This window comes from Legionella jamestowniensis (assembly GCF_001467745.1).
GTDB lineage: Bacteria > Pseudomonadota > Gammaproteobacteria > Legionellales > Legionellaceae > Tatlockia > Tatlockia jamestowniensis.
The window spans coordinates 1,237,777-1,253,217 of the sequence record NZ_LNYG01000013.1; the positions used below are offsets into that span (position 1 = coordinate 1,237,777).

Consider the following 15,441-nt stretch of genomic DNA (forward strand, 5'->3'; position numbering starts at 1 on the left):
GTTAACGTTGTACTTCAGGCCAACGGAAACAGCATTCAAGATGATCATTAACCATCCCTACTGCTTGCATCAATGCATAACAAGTAGTAGGCCCCATAAAGGAAAAACCGTCTTTTTTTAATTGCTTGGCCATGGCGGTGGCTTCTGTTGTTACAGCAGGAACTTCTGCGAGCTTTTTCCAGGCATTTTGAATCACGATCCCCTGTGTAAACTGCCAGAAGTAATCCACAATATTTTCTCGCTGGGCTACCCTTAAAAAGCATTGCGCATTATTGCGTACGGAAATTATCTTCAAGCGATTACGAATGATAGTTTCATTTTGCAACAATTGCTCAATGTCGTTATCACTCAATAAAGCAAGCTTCTCTGCTGAAAAATTTAGAAAAGCGTTACGCATTGCTTCACGTTTTTTTAAAATGGTAAACCAGCTTAAGCCTGCTTGCATGCCTTCCAGAATAAGCATTTCAAATAGTTTTTGCGGGTTTCTAACAGGAACCCCCCATTCTTCATCATGATAAGCAGTATAAAGAGGGTCTTTTGTAGACCAATCACATCGTTGCATAGATTTATCCAGACTAATACGTCAACCAGTTCAAGTAGCTAATGTTCGTTTATTGTGGATTCACCGGAATACATTATGGGTACCACGGAAAAACCGTGGTACGTTGCTGTTTGAATAAAAGTTAATGGCCAGCGTTTAATGCTTTTTACCTAAATAACGTCTAATTTTGTAAGGTGATGGCATAATATCTGACTGCAGGGCAACCGCAAAATGTTGTTCATCCAATTCATACAAACACACCCAGCCTCCTTCATCGGGCTCAGCAACAGGGCTACCTGATAAATAACGCAAAGCCTTGTTGGCTTCTTCCAACGCTTCTTCGTCATCTTCACCTTCAAAGGGTCCACTGGCAAATACCCAAGTATTGTCGGTGCCATAAGTGCTTATTTCATAGGCAAAATAGAGTTTAGGCATTAATTCTTCTGCATTGGATAAGCCTGCTACTTTAATCGCACTTACAGCGGGGCAAACGGGAGGTGCTTTAAAGGCAGCAAACGATGAACCTGCAATAACTAATGCGCCGGCAAAAGCGATTAACTTGGATTTAAACATCATGTTTTTAAACTCCGTGGACATTAATAATTCTTCGCCAGCCTAACAAGGGGATGAATTTCTTGCAAGACAATTTTCGGAATTAAAGAGGAATTGCACTAAAACTACATGAAATTAAATGTCCACTTCCCTAGAATAAACAAGACGTTACCTTCTCTACCTGATCCAGGTACATAGGTTGCTGATAAAGTCACATTCCGATGATTCAATGAAACCCAGGGAAGAATACCTGGAAAAGGAATACCGTGTAAAATATCGGGACGGGCGGTTATTAAAACAGTGTATCCAGCGCCAAGACGGGTATTGTCACTTAAATGGGCGACTTTTAAGAAAGCATAACCTAATGCGGGCTCTATATTTTTGTGGGAATCAAGAAAAGCGATCGTATAAATGCCATGCCAATCCCCTTTCTCATCATACAGGCCTTTTCCTAAACCACCCCCCCAGGCAGCTTCATTATAAGAGTTGATTTTGTACTTGGGGTAGGTATAACGATTATGCCAGGCATAACCTGTCACGTAGAGTTCATTGTGACCTTCATACCAAAGTTGATGCATGCGATAACAAATGGGCTGAAACCAGGAAAACCAGCCACCACATGCTTCATCATATTGATTAGCGTGAGCGCAACTTAGACTGGTTAATAAAAAAAAGCTAATTAGAGTTTTTTTCATTGATTCATTGGCCGGAGCTGCACCTTGGCATGGTTAATGCTAAAGTTGATTATAATTAATGAGTTTCTTTAGTAACTTCATCAACCTATAGAGCATATTATCATGGACTTGTTTCGCAAAAAAGCAGTTAATGAAGTTTGTAATTCAGGTTCGCCTTTGTCGCAATGCCTTTCGGCTCTTGATTTGGTTTTTTTAGGTGTGGGTGCAATCATTGGTGCCGGAATTTTTGTAATAACAGGGATTGTTGCTGCGACTCAAACTGGACCTGCAATCATTCTTTCTTATGTAATTGCAGGTTTAGCATGTGCGTTTGCGGCACTTTCTTATGCTGAGCTGGCGGCATCCGTTGGAGGATGCGGGAGTGCCTATGGTTATGCCTACACGGGATTTGGTGAGTGTATAGCATGGATTGTGGGTTGGGATCTATTACTGGAATATTCAATAGCAGTTTCAGCTGTTTCCGTAGGATGGAGCGGTTATTTTAATGATTTTTTGCGTTCTCTCCATTTGCAATTGCCAACTAGCTTACTGCACGGACCAGCTAGCGGCGGGTGGTTTAATGCATCGGCCTTCGCCATTATTGTCATTCTTGGCTCGCTTTTGGCTTGGGGTGTGAAATCAAGTTCGCGCTTTAACAACTTAATGGTATTGGTAAAGCTAATTGTTATTTTTCTTTTTATTGTCATTGCCACAACGGAGGTAAAAAGCGAAAACTGGTCCCCCTTTATGCCTTTTGGTTGGCAAGGCGTGGTTGAAGGTGCATCACTTATCTTTTTTGCCTATATTGGTTTTGATGCTGTATCGACTGCCGCCGAAGAAGCGGTTAATCCTCAACGTGATTTACCGATTGGTATTATCGGCTCGTTGTTTATATGCACAGTTTTATATATTGTAGTGTCCGGTTTATTGACAGGAATGACTCATTATTCAACACTCAATGTTGCTTCCCCTATCAGTCATGCTCTTTTATTGTTAGGACATCGTGTGGTAGCAGGTCTTGTCGGTGTAGGTGCTATCGCTGGATTAACGACTGTCATGCTGGTGTTGTATTATGGGTTAACCCGTGTATTTTTGGCGATGGCACGCGATGGTTTATTACCAGACTTTTTTGCAGTGACGAATAGTCAGAGAAAAACCCCGGTTAGAATTATTGTGCTATGTGGTTGTATTATGTCTTTAGCGGGAGGGTTGGTGCCTATTGATGATTTGGCTGAACTGGTGAATGTGGGCACTTTGTTTGCCTTCATGGTGGTTTGTTCAGGAGTGATATTTTTGCGCTACAGCCACCCTAATCTGCCCCGGCCTTTTAAGACGCCTTTAATGCCAGTGATTCCTGTTTTGGGTATTCTTAGCTGTGCCTACCTGCTCATTAATTTACCATTGGCCAGCTTGTTGCGATTTGCAGTTTGGATGGCGGTGGGCCTGCTAATTTATTGGTTTTATGGCCGTTTTCATAGCGTTCTTAACAAACAAGTTGAAGCCTAACTAGTTACGAGAAGCAATTGAATAAAAAAAAGAATAAAAAGCGCACCAGCATCTGTGATTTGCTGCAGCAAGTCATTGAAAAGCATCAGAATGATACTTCTTTAACCTATGGAGAATTGGTAAAGGCTTTTGGTGATCAAGCCTTCGGTTTAATAATTATTCTTTTTGCTTTACCCAGCGCATTGCCTATTTCTATTATTCCAGGTTTTTCTTTTATTTTTGGTTTACCTATTGTGTTTATCGCCATTCATATCATTATTGCCCGGCGCACGTTATGGCTACCGCAAAAATTGGCCAATCATCGTGTTGAATTTTCTAAATTTGTAGAGGTGGTGAAAAAAACAACGCCTTACTTGAGACGTATTGAGAAATTACTAAAACCACGTTGGTTATTTTTTACTTATCCTGCTGTGGAGCGCTTGCATGGTGTAGTAATGTTGCTGTTAAGTTTTTGTTTATTACTTCCCATCCCCTTTAGTAATTTTATTTTTGCTTCCTTAATCATTCTATTTGGCTTAGGATTGGCGGAAAAGGATGGGGTCATTCTTTTTTTTGCCTATAGTGGTGCAATTTTATATGGTTTTTTCTTGTTTAATATGACTGAAGGATTAATTAATTACATCAGCCGATGGTTAACATAAGGCCTGCCGATACGACAGCTGCAGCGGGAATAGTGAATAGCCAGGAAAGAAAGATTCGCCGCATGACAGGCCAATAAGTACCCGATAAGCCATTAATAAGTCCTACACCGGCTATAGAGCCTGTTACAGTGTGAGTCGTTGAAACAGGGATCCCATACTCCGTGGCTGTAAAAATCATAATGGCAGCCCCTGTTTCAGCGGCACATCCGCGAAGCGTATTAAGTTTAGTGATTTTAGTCCCCATCGTATGCACAATACGCCAACCCCCTGCCAAGGTCCCTAAACTAATGACAAAATGACAAGAAATTACCACCCAAAATGGCACATAAAAGGTATCGCCTAGCCAATTCGCAGAGAATAAAAGTACGGCAATAATACCCATTGTTTTTTGGGCATCATTTCCTCCATGGGTTAAACTTAAAAGCGCGGAAGAAGCGAGTTGAAACCCTTTGAAAAGTTTATTAAGGGTCGTTTCACTATTATTTCTAAACAAATTGCTGAAAAGAAAAGTGAGCAAAAACCCAATCACCAATCCTACAGCAGGAGAAAGAAAAATACCGGCGATTACTTTGGCAAAGCCTGCAAATTTTAATGAAGATACACCCCCTTTGGCCAAAGCAGCGCCAGCAAGACCGCCAATTAATGCATGAGAAGAACTTGAAGGTAATCCATAGTACCAAGTCACAAGGTTCCAAAAAATAGCGCCAATTAATGCCGAAAGGATGAGACTTGCATCCACAATGCTCGTATCAATTAAGCCACTACCAATGGTTTTTGCTACCATTAAATTAAATATCAGGAAGGCAATAAAATTAAAAAATGCTGCCCATAGTACAGCCTGTCGAGGGGTTAGAACACCTGTCGTGACAATGGTTGCTATGGAGTTTGCTGCATCATGAAAACCATTAATAAAATCAAACAGATAGGCTATCATAATAACGGCCAAAATAAATAAAGTGCCTGTTGCCATGCCAGTCCTTTAGGTTACCGTTAAGCGTTTAGTTTCTATCAATGACATTTTGCTAAGCTATGCTGCTTAACCCCTTTTTGTACAATTTACACATTGCCAGTCACAACGGGCATTACTCTTACCTGGCGAATGCGAGCTCCCTGGACACGCTCTATGGTTGCAAAAAAATCATGAAAAGCAATGGTTTCACCCTGTTTAGGTGCCCTTCCTAATTTGTGAATAATTAAGCCCGCAATGGTTGCCATTTCTTCCTCTTCTTCCGTGTCTAAGGTTAAATCTTGTTGTAAGGCCCTTTCGATAGTGTACAACGGACAATCTCCTTTGACGGTAATGCTGCCATCATCATGGGTTATCCATTCATCCTGGGTTTTATGGAATTCATCTTTAATAACGCCAATCACCAAATGTAATAAATTATCCAACGTTAAAAAACCGACAATTGCCCCGCGCCGCCCATAAACCAGGGCAAAATGCGGCATGCCTGCCTGAAATTGTCGAAGTAAGGCCAAAGCCGGTAATCGGTAAGAAATTTTGGGTACAGGTCTTGTTATCTCATTGAGTGAAAGTTCGACATTGGATTTTGCGTCATGCAATAAAATCTGCAAATCTTTAACATGTAATATACCAATAATTTGCTTTTTGGCTTTGTCATAAACGGGGTAGCGGCTGTACCGATAATGATTTAACGTATCAATCAGCTCACTACTTTTTATTGGCGTTTCCAACATAATCATATCATCGTAGGAGCGCATCACATCAATGGCGCGTAAATCTCCCAATTCGAGAGTGTGTGCAAGAATACTGCTTTCTTGCTGGGTTAGTTCTCCATGTACTTCACTGGAGCGCAGAATTAACTTTATTTCCTCACTGGAATGGAACTGTTCTCCCGCATGTATCACATCCAGGCCTAATTGTTTTAAAAGAAAATTGGAGCAGGTGTTAAGGAGCCATATTACGGGATACATTAGCCAATAAAAGAAGTACAACGGTGGGGCAGTCCATATGGAAATTTGTTCGCTTTGGCGAATTGCCAAGGATTTTGGCATTAATTCACCGACCACAATATGTAAAAAAGACAACAGGGAAAAGGCCACAATGAAACTGATAAATTCATTGAGGGTAGGATTAACCAAGCCTAAGGATTCAAAGGCCGGCGATAGTAAGCGGGTAAAGGCAGGCTCCCCAATCCAACCTAGCCCTAGGGAGGCTAAAGTAATACCTAATTGACAGGCTGATAAGTAAGCATCTAGTTTTTGGTGCACTTTTGCCAGCAGTTTTCCTCGCCAGGGATATTCTTCTTGGATAAGGGCAACTCTTGTTTGCCGCAATTTCACCATACCGAATTCAGCGGCAACAAAAAAGGCATTTAGCAGCACCAGGGCAAATCCGGCAAGAATAAGGACTATAGTTACCATGGCTAAAAATGATAGCTGGAATAAGTCATTAATTTGGAAACAGCGCCCATTATTTTTTTAATAAATTCGGGTAGCTCCGCTGCTCCCGCGGCAATGGCAATATCAGCGTGCTGGGTTTCATCCTCATGCATTTGTTCTAAAATATGCTTGGTCTTGTTATCTTGAGCCGGCAGTTTCCGCAAATGCTTTTGCAGATGCTGGGACACTTGCTTTTCTGTTTCGGCGACAAAGCCAAGACTATAGCGATCGCCTGCTGCACCTGCTACTATCCCCAGCATGAAAGAGCCGAAATACCACAGAGGATTTAACAAACTGGGTTGGCTGTTTAATTCATTTAAGCGCTGCTCACACCAGGCAAGATGATCAATTTCTTCAGCGGCGGCCTTAGCCATTTGCGTTTTTACCTCAACAAGCTGCGCAGTTAAAGCTTGGCCTCGATAAAGCGCCTGGGCACAAACTTCTCCCGAATGGTTAACTCGCATAAGACCTGCCACATGCTTTTTTTCACTCGCATTTAAACAATTTTCAGAGATAGAGGCTGCTGGTGTCATTCGGGTGCTTGAACGCAAAGTCGGTGGCCTCAAGGTGCGTAAAGCCGCATCAATCTCACCGATAAGGCTATCAAGTAAGTTGAGTGTGCGCATGGATTTCTCAATGATTAGGAATTACCCTATGGTATCCTGAATACGTTTTGGATTAAAGCGGTACCGCTCCCTAGCCTTAAGCTGCTATGCTTTAAAGTAAGTTTGGAAAAAAAGGAGTAATGATGACTATTTTATCCAAAGAAGCTCTGGAAAAGATAAAAAAAGAAAAAGTGGAACGCGATGAAGAGCATCCCGACGATATTGATGCGCTGTTTCGCGAGATGGATAAAAATATTGAAGAAAAGAAAGAGCAAAAAGAACAATATAATCCTTTTGCTGAAGGTGAATTTGACACTTTCCCGCCAGACACAGATTAACTATCTAAGGTAGAAAGTATACGGGAACCACAAACAGTAGGGTGTAGGTAGGGCTCCCGTATTACATTTAATACGGACTGCCTGCTATATTGATAAAATGGTTCGTTTATCAGTATTACTCATGTTAGCCCTTTCAATATTGCTAACAACATCGCCCACATTAAGCTTGAATAATGCATGAATGTTGGTTGCCTGTTTAAGGGTATTAGTTTCTTTCTCTGGAATGATTTCAATAGAAAAAGGAGCGTGGTTATCATCACAAGCTCCATTTAAACATCCTTCACATACCAGCCCTTCTGAAGGGCCTGTTGCTTTTCTCCAAACCATTAATTGATAGCTACTTGAGTAGATGGCTCCCCCAGTATGCGTACTCTCAATCCCATGGGAAGATTTTTTGATTATACACAATGACTTGAAATTGGTCAATTCTGATGGAGTATAGATTATCGCCGGACAAGGTTTAATTACTTAAGTCCTTTAGGAGATATCCACCCTTCTTCACTTTGTTTTTCCTGGATAAGCTGATTTAAAAATTTTGTAGTATTTTTTATTTTTTCTTCTTCTCTGCCAAAATATTTTTGTGTAAGCGATGCAATGCCCGCTTTCAAATTACTGCCTGGCTCAAGTCCTAATTTTTCCACTTTAATATGCCTAAATAGAGAATGGGCGCCTACCCCTTTGGCCTGTGTGTAAGCCTCTTTCAAAGCGGTCAGCACAATAATATCTGTTTCAGCTTCTTCTTCCTCTGTTTGAGTGTCTGGGAAAGGAGGGCTGCCGATTTCATTTAAGCGCTGGGTTAGGCGGTCATAAAGTTGATGTGCAACCCCTTTGTTGGGACTGGATGGATTCCCATCGATTGAAGTTACAATAACGTCTAGGTCATCAAGCAGGCCTTTTAACGTATTATTTTTCATTTTCAAATCCTTTTGGAGATTAATATTCATAAATATAGAACAAAATGAAAAATAATGGTGCAATTCGATGAGAAAAGAGGGTTAAAAAATATTGGTATGCAGGGCGGGAGAACAAGCATGGATACAGTCTTAAACAAGTGTAGCCAGGCTGCTTGCAGCTGAATCTTATACACATCTCTGAAAACGCATTCCAAACTCTACTTTCCGACGTCCCGCGGCTATACACAAGCCGCGGGGCATCGGCAAAGATGTGATCAAGAGACAGCTGCAAGCAACCGGCCTACGTTTGCTGCGTTGTCACGTTGGCATCGTCTCTCCAACCTTTTTCGGCTCAAATTCATAACGCAGATGTTCTTCCCATAACGTCCATAGTTGCTTGGCATGGCATCTCCGTCTATTTAAATAATTGTTTATAATAGGTAGCTATGGCCCCGGGCGTGGTTATCCATATTTCTTGAGCTGATTTCATTATGTGAGTTAAGGCGCGACGAAGGTGTCTCAGACGAAAAGGCTGTCCAATGATATAAGGATGCAGTGAAAGACCGAAAACCAATGGCCTTAGTTTTGATTGTTCTAACATTTCCTCAAAATTATCCATGATCATCTCAGCAAATTCTGAGGCACTGGCTCTATTGGGTATTATGGCGGGAATATCATTTACCTCCTGGGAATAGGGGATGGAGAGAATGCGCCCATGGGCCGTTTCAAGCCAAGTCGGTTGATCATCATGACACCAGTCCAGTAAGTATTCATATCCCTCCTCATATAGCAAATCCGGGGTATTAACACTCTCGGAAATCCATGGTCCTAACCAGCCTTTCGGAGCTTGTTTCTCTTTCCTGGTGATAAGCTCGGTAACCTCCCGAATCAGTGCCTTTTCTTCAGGCTGGTTTAAAATCCCTTGTTGCTCCGAATTGGTACGACCATGTGCAACAATTTCATCGCCTCGAGCACGGAATGCTTCGATGACTTGCGGACAATAATCATATGCAGATGAATTAACCAGCAAAGCTATTGGTAAATCCAATTGCTTAAATAACTCCAATAAATACCATACCCCTACTCTATTACCATAATCACGCCAGGCATAATTTAGAACATCAGGCTGAGGTCGTGTTTGCGGGGTAAGTGTTGCGCCTAAGCCTTCGCCAAAAGAAAAATGCTCTATGTTAAGGGCGATATAAAATGCCAGTCGCGTGTAGTTCGGCCACTCAAAAGTCGGGCGTTCAATGATCGGAGAGTAGCTGTAACGATAATGACGTTTTAGCATTTATTTCTCTTTGAATGAATGTATATTCAATAATATAGCAATCATTCAGAAAATAGCTAAATACTAGTGTCGATGAAAAACTCCCCCCGATACATGTTTATTCCATTACAGGGGTCGTATCTTGATTTTTGCCATCAATAATCTTTCCAAGCAAAAGGCAAGATCTGACCCTATGCCTCTATTGGATTAAAGTTTTATGGCAGAAATTACACAACCATTCCATTAACTTGGCTATCCCACATTTCTTTAAATTACCACCATCTTTCGCAACTAACTCTTGAAATGAACCTATGGCATAAACTGAAAACAATCAAATTATGCCATAGATGTATTTTACGATTTAGCTAAGCTTCTTAGCCAATCTTTTGCCACTGGGTTAACGTCCTCATCCTTTAATAACATTTCGATAATGTTTGCTGAGCGTTCTTCTTTTGTAGTCTTATCATCACCATACATATCATCGAGTATTTCGTTCCAAAACTGTAAAGCTGCGGAAGACGATAGGGTTCCTACTTTATCAAGAACATTGTAAATTCTATCTTTATAATAAGCATTCACAGATTTTTCTATCCAAGACAGGAGTTCTGGCGTTAGTCCAATCTTATCAAGACCTTTCCCTTCACCAAAGCCTTGCTCCCATTTTTTGGTTCGAAGATGAGCATATTTTTTACCATAGATACCATTCACCCAATCCATATACTTCTTGCCAAAATCAATGCCTACTTTTGATTCTGGATCGTGATGTATATTATTTTTTAATTCATTCACCAATTGTTGCCAATTTTTTTCAAAAATAGCTTTTTGATGCGTCGCTTTCATTTTCTTTTCAAACTCTACATACTGTTTCAATTCATCAGGCGTGAATATTTCCTTAACCCAAGCATGTTCTAATTGTTGCGTCATTTGATATACCTCAATTAACTGTATGATTTTTTCCCATGGAATGGATTTACGATGACTACAACTCTCCGTTATGCGCTTTAACATCCTACTTGCCTCTTGAAGAGCATCCGCTTTTTCCTGCAAAAATTTAGACTGCATCGCGAAGTTCTCAACCATATTATCCTGTTTAACAAGCAATAATTTGATTTGAGATAGCTCAAATCCAAAAAATTTAAGCGCAATAATTTGTTGTAGTTTCAATAAATCCTTCTCGGAGTACAAACGATAATCATTTGGTAGTCGCATACTCGGTTTAAGCAATCCGATCTTGTCGTAATAATGCAGTGTCCGCACGGATACCTGAGTGAGTTGGCTTAACTCTTTTGCATACCATTGTTTCATCGTTTTTTCCTCCTTGTTTCCAAGGTTAGGCTATGACGCAACGTCATAGTCAAGCATTTTAATCTTTAATAATAGCTGGCGTAATTCAGTTACTTACAACCGGATAAATCGCCAACTTAGATTATTTCCCCTTTCAGCCTGCTCGAACTACAAGTATTGAAGAATTCAATCATACTTCCCCGGCTGCAAGCAGCTGTCTCTTGATCACATCTTTGCCGACGCCCCGCGGGCTTTGTCCGCGGGGTCCAGTGATTTAGCGCAGTGCTTCTGGATCCCGCGGACAAGCCGCGGGACGTCGGAAATTAGGTTGGAATGTGTTTTCAGAGATGTGTATTAGATTCAGCTGCAAGCAGCCGGACTACGCTTGCTTAACCTAATACGAGCATTTTTTACTTTTCATTTACAGCTCCATCTTTTGTTGAACTTTTGTTACGGTTTGTTTCGCTTAATTGCTCTGATTATTTTGCAATTAATGGCAAATAAACAATGAATAACTAACAACACGCAAGTTATTGCGTAAAAAGTTTCAATATATCCTAGCAATGGAATGAACGTATAACGAGGGAAAATTTTTCCCATGGATATGAATACTATGATTAAAAGTGAAAAAACCAAGGCGTATATTTTATGATTTTTTATCTGAAGGGCTATTCCTGAGAAAATTAAAGAAAAAATCAAACCATACAAGGTAATGAAGTAAATAATTAATACCCACCAACCTTTGGCATCACTATTATTATAAGCAAATAGTAATGAAATAAGGCAGCCCAATAAAAAACTAAAGCTTAATATAAATGTATTCCGATTAAAGAGTTCTGCCTTTTTTAAATTACTTTCAGCTTGTTTTATAAGTCTTGCAGATTTTTCACTCCAGAAAATGAAGACAATAATTAGAGGAAGTGTTTGAATAAAACCATCAAAAGAAGTATTGGTTGTCTGGTACGACATTGCGAATACAGCGAAAATAAACGTTACAAGAATGAACCAAGAGTATTTATTTAAATTTTTAAGGTGATTACTTCTTTTTGATGCATCCATGTCTAAATCCGTTAACTTGGTAGCTCTCTTTTTCCATGAAAACTCACCCCAAAGTGTATACGAGAATTTTTATAAGAGATTTAAAATTTGCCAAAACCTAGACTGGAGTTGGCTCCCCGGGACGGGCTCGAACCGCCGACCTAATGATTAACAGTCATCCGCTCTACCGACTGAGCTACCGGGGAATGAGGTGGCATCTTAATGGTATTTTACGTAAGGATCAAGTGGATCATGCATATTTTTTGATGTTAGATTCTTTTTCACCAACGTAATGAATTGTAGTTCACTTTTTGTGCAAATCAAGTGATACTTTAAGACTGCAATGAAAATTGCTTAGCCATTTAAAAAATGACTAAGCAAACTAAAGATTAACTACAAAAACGTTGTAACCTATCCATCGCATCACGCAGAATTTCCATGCTGGTGGCGAAAGAAAGACGGATGCACCCTTCATTCCCAAAAGCTGAGCCAGGAACAAGTGCTAATCCTGTGTCATGGAGTAATTTGTCAGCAAATTCAATGTCATTGGCAAAGCCGCGTTTTTCGATAATTGCCTGGACATTTGGGAAGCTATAAAACGTCCCGTCTGCAGGAATGACTTCAACGCCTGATATGTCATACATACGTTGCACAATATAATCATGTCTGCCTTGAAATGCTGCAACCATTTCCTTGATCGTCTCATCACCACCATTGAGTGCCGCGACAGCCGCTTTTTGAGCGATAGAGCAGGGATTTGATGTGGATTGGGATTGAATGGTGGTCATTGCGGCAATAAGGGGGGCGGGTCCAGCAGCATAACCGATGCGCCAGCCAGTCATTGCATAGGCTTTAGAAACGCCATTTAAAACAATAGTACGAGGATACAATGCTGGGCATGCATTAAGAACATTGGCGAAAGGCTGTGTCCATAAAATATGTTCGTACATATCATCTGTTGCAATAAATACATGAGGATGCTTCATTAAGACATCCGTTAGGGCAGTCAATTCTTCCAATGAATAGGCGACACCGGATGGATTGGATGGGCTATTTAAAATGAGCAGTTTAGTTTTTGGTGTAATGGCTTTTTCAAGTTGTTCGGCTGTTATCTTGAAGCGATCGCCTGGGGTAGTTGGAATAATGACGGGAGTAGCGCCTGCGAGTAAAACAATATCAGGATAAGACACCCAATAAGGTGCAGGAATGATCACCTCATTCCCTTCCTCAATTAAAGCCTGGCATAAATTGTAAACACTTTGTTTGCCACCTACCGAGACTAAAATTTGATTGGTGTTGTAACTTAAGTGGTTATCGCGTTTGAATTTGTTAACAATCGCTTCTTTTAACTCAGGGATACCATCAACAGCAGTATACTTGGTAAAACCCGCTTCAATCGCTGCCACCGCCGCCTTTTTAATATGTTGAGGGGTATCGAAATCGGGCTCGCCAGTGCCTAAACTAATAATATCAAGGCCTTCTGCTCGCATTTTTGCTGCTTTGGCAGCCACCGAAAGGGTGGGTGAGGGTTTTACGGCCTGCACGCGTTTTGCCAGTGCGATATCCATCTTTAAACTCCTGTGGTATATTTTCTGACCAAACGATTCGCGAATGCTCACAAAATCAGATTGATCGGTTATAGTTTATATTATGAAAAATGTATTCAAAATTTATGCAAATTACCAGCCTGCCGGTGATCAACCAACAGCAATTGCTTCCCTAATCGACGGTTTAGAGTCCGGATTAGCAAGACAAATTCTTTTGGGTGTCACGGGTTCAGGGAAAACCTTCACAATTGCCCATGTTATCCAAGCCATGAAAAGGCCAACGCTTATTATGGCACCCAATAAAACGTTAGCAGCGCAACTCTATGGTGAGTTTAAAACCTTTTTTCCTGACAATGCCGTGGAATATTTTGTCTCTTACTATGATTATTATCAGCCCGAAGCTTATGTGCCTGCTTCTGATACGTTTATAGAAAAAGACGCCTCCATTAACGAGCACATTGAACAAATGCGTCTTTCGGCGACGAAAGCCTTAATTGAACGCAAGGATGCCATTATTGTTGCGACAGTTTCAGCCATCTATGGATTAGGTGATCCTGATTCCTACCTGCGTATGTTATTACATCTTTCCCGCGGAGAACAATGCGATCAACGTAAAATCTTAAAACGACTTGCCGAAATGCAGTACATACGTAGTCAGCAATCTTTAGAGAGGGGACAGTTTCGTGTGCATGGTGATGTGATTGACATCTTTCCGGCTGACTCTGAAAAAGAAGCCATTCGTATAGAGCTTTTTGACGATGAGGTAGAAAACATTGCCCGGTTTGATCCTTTAACAGGTGAGGTTTTACAGCGTTTGCCACGCGTGACAATTTTCCCGAAAACGCATTACGTGACACCTCGCGAACGCATTTTGCAAACTATTGATTGGGTGAAAGAAGAATTGCAAGAACGCTTGGCTGAATTTAACGCGCAAAATAAACTATTGGAAGCACAGCGCTTACAACAACGCACCTGTTTTGATATCGAAATGATGCTTGAGTTAGGGTATTGTTCCGGCATTGAAAATTATTCCCGTTATCTATCAGGCCGCCAGTCGGGTGAACCACCGCCAACGTTATTTGATTATTTACCACCAGAGGCGCTGCTTATTATTGATGAGTCCCATGTGACTGTACCCCAAATTGGGGGAATGTATCGAGGAGACAGGGCACGTAAAGAGACCTTGGTTGAGTATGGGTTTCGTCTTCCCTCAGCCCTTGATAATCGTCCCTTACGCTTTGAGGAATTTGAAGGTCGCTCCCCACAAACCATTTATGTTTCGGCAACCCCTGGTCCCTATGAACGAGAACATGCCGATAATATAGCTGAGCAAGTGGTTCGTCCTACGGGACTGGTTGACCCACTTGTGTTTGTAAGGCCGGTAAGAAATCAAATTGATGATTTGCTCTCAGAAATTCATCAGGTCATTGCTCAAGGCGAACGTATTCTAGTAACCACGTTAACAAAACGAATGGCGGAGGATTTAACCGATTATTTGCACGAACATGGCATTAAAGTACGTTACCTCCATGCAGATATCGATACAGTAGAGCGTATGGAAATTATTAGAGATTTGCGTTTAGGCGAGTTTGACGTCCTTGTTGGCATTAACTTGTTACGTGAGGGTTTGGATATGCCCGAAGTCGCTTTGGTGGCTATTTTAGATGCGGACAAGGAGGGTTTCTTACGCTCCGATCGTTCGTTGATTCAAACAATTGGCAGGGCGGCTCGCAATGTAAATGGCCGTGCTATTCTCTACGCCGATTATATAACAGGTTCAATGCAAAGGGCGTTAGACGAGACAGAGCGTCGCCGTAATAAACAAATAGAATTTAATAAAAAACATGGCATTACCCCTAAGGGGATCCGCAAATCAGTGGAAGATATCATGGAAGGGGCATATAGCATAAAACGCAAGTCTCAAGTCCAAGAGCGAAAAGTACCCTACCTTCCCCTACCCCCGGACAAATTAGCGAAGGAAATTAAAGTGCTGGAAAAACAAATGCACCAACATGCCAAGAATATGGAGTTTGAGCAAGCGGCTAAAGTACGGGATCAGCTGTTAGCATTAAAGGAACAACTAATAATCAGTTCCTGAGGATTAAAACTATTTGCACTTTCTGAAATACCTGATAAGTTAGGTAAGTTG

16 protein-coding genes and 1 tRNA gene are annotated in these 15,441 nt (G+C 41.1%); 4 read left to right on the forward strand and 13 right to left on the reverse strand.

Going from position 1 to position 15,441, the window contains the following annotated elements; translation table 11 throughout:
• Window position 1 precedes the first annotated feature (1 nt).
• The 3 genes from Ljam_RS09740 to pagP form a co-directional block, all read right to left on the reverse strand.
• The gene (locus tag Ljam_RS09740; protein ID WP_058449844.1) at window positions 2-562 is read right to left on the reverse strand and encodes a DNA-3-methyladenine glycosylase I; all 561 of its coding nucleotides are present in this window, start codon (window positions 560-562) and stop codon (window positions 2-4) included.
• Window positions 563-697: 135 nt separating this feature from the next.
• Window positions 698-1,117: a DUF4949 domain-containing protein gene (locus Ljam_RS09745; protein ID WP_058449845.1), complete on the reverse strand. Its 420-nt coding sequence runs from the start codon at window positions 1,115-1,117 to the stop codon at window positions 698-700.
• 101 nt (window positions 1,118-1,218) lie between these two features.
• A complete protein-coding gene (gene pagP / locus Ljam_RS09750; RefSeq protein WP_058449846.1) occupies window positions 1,219-1,788 on the reverse strand; it encodes a lipid IV(A) palmitoyltransferase PagP in 570 nt (189 codons plus the stop codon).
• A 102-nt stretch (window positions 1,789-1,890) separates the two neighbouring features.
• Here pagP and Ljam_RS09755 point away from each other — a divergent pair, with 102 nt between their 5' ends.
• Together Ljam_RS09755 and Ljam_RS09760 are read left to right on the forward strand one after the other, a co-directional pair.
• Entirely contained in the window at window positions 1,891-3,273 is a 1,383-nt protein-coding gene (locus Ljam_RS09755) for an amino acid permease (protein ID WP_058449847.1), read from the forward strand.
• A gap of 17 nt (window positions 3,274-3,290) precedes the next feature.
• On the forward strand, window positions 3,291-3,914 hold the full coding sequence (locus Ljam_RS09760; RefSeq protein WP_058449848.1) for an exopolysaccharide biosynthesis protein: 624 nt from the start codon (window positions 3,291-3,293) through the stop codon (window positions 3,912-3,914).
• Here Ljam_RS09760 and Ljam_RS09765 read toward each other — a convergent pair.
• From Ljam_RS09765 to coq7, 3 genes are all read right to left on the reverse strand, one after another.
• Window positions 3,895-4,884 carry an inorganic phosphate transporter gene (locus tag Ljam_RS09765; protein ID WP_058449849.1) on the reverse strand — a complete coding sequence of 330 codons (990 nt, stop codon included), beginning with the start codon at window positions 4,882-4,884 and terminating at the stop codon, window positions 3,895-3,897. The genes Ljam_RS09760 and Ljam_RS09765 overlap by 20 nt on opposite strands.
• A gap of 86 nt (window positions 4,885-4,970) precedes the next feature.
• Entirely contained in the window at window positions 4,971-6,299 is a 1,329-nt protein-coding gene (locus Ljam_RS09770; protein ID WP_058449850.1) for a hemolysin family protein, read from the reverse strand.
• A 2-nt stretch (window positions 6,300-6,301) separates the two neighbouring features.
• Window positions 6,302-6,943: a 2-polyprenyl-3-methyl-6-methoxy-1,4-benzoquinone monooxygenase gene (gene coq7 / locus Ljam_RS09775; RefSeq protein WP_058449851.1), complete on the reverse strand. Its 642-nt coding sequence runs from the start codon at window positions 6,941-6,943 to the stop codon at window positions 6,302-6,304.
• Window positions 6,944-7,062: 119 nt separating this feature from the next.
• On the opposite strand from coq7, the gene Ljam_RS09780 reads away from it, so the two are divergent.
• A complete protein-coding gene (locus tag Ljam_RS09780; RefSeq protein WP_131762237.1) occupies window positions 7,063-7,260 on the forward strand; it encodes a hypothetical protein in 198 nt (65 codons plus the stop codon).
• 84 nt (window positions 7,261-7,344) lie between these two features.
• On the opposite strand, the gene Ljam_RS09785 is transcribed toward Ljam_RS09780, so the two are convergent.
• The 7 genes from Ljam_RS09785 to Ljam_RS09815 form a co-directional block, all read right to left on the reverse strand.
• A complete protein-coding gene (locus Ljam_RS09785; RefSeq protein WP_058449853.1) occupies window positions 7,345-7,587 on the reverse strand; it encodes a hypothetical protein in 243 nt (80 codons plus the stop codon).
• Between the two features lie 137 nt (window positions 7,588-7,724).
• Window positions 7,725-8,174, reverse strand: coding sequence for a hypothetical protein (locus Ljam_RS09790; RefSeq protein WP_058449854.1), 450 nt, complete (start codon window positions 8,172-8,174; stop codon window positions 7,725-7,727).
• Between the two features lie 394 nt (window positions 8,175-8,568).
• Entirely contained in the window at window positions 8,569-9,444 is an 876-nt protein-coding gene (locus Ljam_RS09795) for a polysaccharide deacetylase family protein (protein WP_058449855.1), read from the reverse strand.
• Between the two features lie 333 nt (window positions 9,445-9,777).
• A complete protein-coding gene (locus Ljam_RS09800) occupies window positions 9,778-10,728 on the reverse strand; it encodes a MerR family transcriptional regulator (protein WP_058449856.1) in 951 nt (316 codons plus the stop codon).
• A gap of 429 nt (window positions 10,729-11,157) precedes the next feature.
• Window positions 11,158-11,766, reverse strand: coding sequence for a hypothetical protein (locus Ljam_RS09805; RefSeq protein ID WP_058449857.1), 609 nt, complete (start codon window positions 11,764-11,766; stop codon window positions 11,158-11,160).
• Window positions 11,767-11,875: 109 nt separating this feature from the next.
• Window positions 11,876-11,951 (reverse strand) — tRNA-Asn (locus tag Ljam_RS09810).
• Window positions 11,952-12,134: 183 nt separating this feature from the next.
• A complete protein-coding gene (locus Ljam_RS09815; protein WP_058449858.1) occupies window positions 12,135-13,313 on the reverse strand; it encodes a pyridoxal phosphate-dependent aminotransferase in 1,179 nt (392 codons plus the stop codon).
• A gap of 82 nt (window positions 13,314-13,395) precedes the next feature.
• On the opposite strand from Ljam_RS09815, the gene uvrB reads away from it, so the two are divergent.
• Window positions 13,396-15,390: an excinuclease ABC subunit UvrB gene (uvrB, locus tag Ljam_RS09820; RefSeq protein ID WP_058449859.1), complete on the forward strand. Its 1,995-nt coding sequence runs from the start codon at window positions 13,396-13,398 to the stop codon at window positions 15,388-15,390.
• Window positions 15,391-15,441: the final 51 nt, after the last annotated feature.

Excerpts from the sequence above, each read along its gene's own strand:
- Ljam_RS09790 (WP_058449854.1), bottom strand. The coding sequence starts at position 8,174 with ATGAAAAATAATACGTTAAAAGGCCTGCTTGATGACCTAGACGTTATT.
- Ljam_RS09805 (WP_058449857.1), bottom strand. The coding sequence starts at position 11,766 with ATGGATGCATCAAAAAGAAGTAATCACCTTAAAAATTTAAATAAATAC.
- Ljam_RS09780 (WP_131762237.1), top strand. The coding sequence starts at position 7,063 with ATGATGACTATTTTATCCAAAGAAGCTCTGGAAAAGATAAAAAAAGAA.
- Ljam_RS09745 (WP_058449845.1), bottom strand. The coding sequence starts at position 1,117 with ATGATGTTTAAATCCAAGTTAATCGCTTTTGCCGGCGCATTAGTTATT.
- Ljam_RS09795 (WP_058449855.1), bottom strand. The coding sequence starts at position 9,444 with ATGCTAAAACGTCATTATCGTTACAGCTACTCTCCGATCATTGAACGC.
- Ljam_RS09765 (WP_058449849.1), bottom strand. The coding sequence starts at position 4,884 with ATGGCAACAGGCACTTTATTTATTTTGGCCGTTATTATGATAGCCTAT.
- Ljam_RS09785 (WP_058449853.1), bottom strand. The coding sequence starts at position 7,587 with ATGGTTTGGAGAAAAGCAACAGGCCCTTCAGAAGGGCTGGTATGTGAA.
- Ljam_RS09815 (WP_058449858.1), bottom strand. The coding sequence starts at position 13,313 with ATGGATATCGCACTGGCAAAACGCGTGCAGGCCGTAAAACCCTCACCC.
- uvrB (WP_058449859.1), top strand. The coding sequence starts at position 13,396 with ATGAAAAATGTATTCAAAATTTATGCAAATTACCAGCCTGCCGGTGAT.
- Ljam_RS09755 (WP_058449847.1), top strand. The coding sequence starts at position 1,891 with ATGGACTTGTTTCGCAAAAAAGCAGTTAATGAAGTTTGTAATTCAGGT.
- Ljam_RS09740 (WP_058449844.1), bottom strand. The coding sequence starts at position 562 with ATGCAACGATGTGATTGGTCTACAAAAGACCCTCTTTATACTGCTTAT.
- coq7 (WP_058449851.1), bottom strand. The coding sequence starts at position 6,943 with ATGCGCACACTCAACTTACTTGATAGCCTTATCGGTGAGATTGATGCG.
- Ljam_RS09770 (WP_058449850.1), bottom strand. The coding sequence starts at position 6,299 with ATGGTAACTATAGTCCTTATTCTTGCCGGATTTGCCCTGGTGCTGCTA.
- Ljam_RS09800 (WP_058449856.1), bottom strand. The coding sequence starts at position 10,728 with ATGAAACAATGGTATGCAAAAGAGTTAAGCCAACTCACTCAGGTATCC.
- pagP (WP_058449846.1), bottom strand. The coding sequence starts at position 1,788 with ATGAAAAAAACTCTAATTAGCTTTTTTTTATTAACCAGTCTAAGTTGC.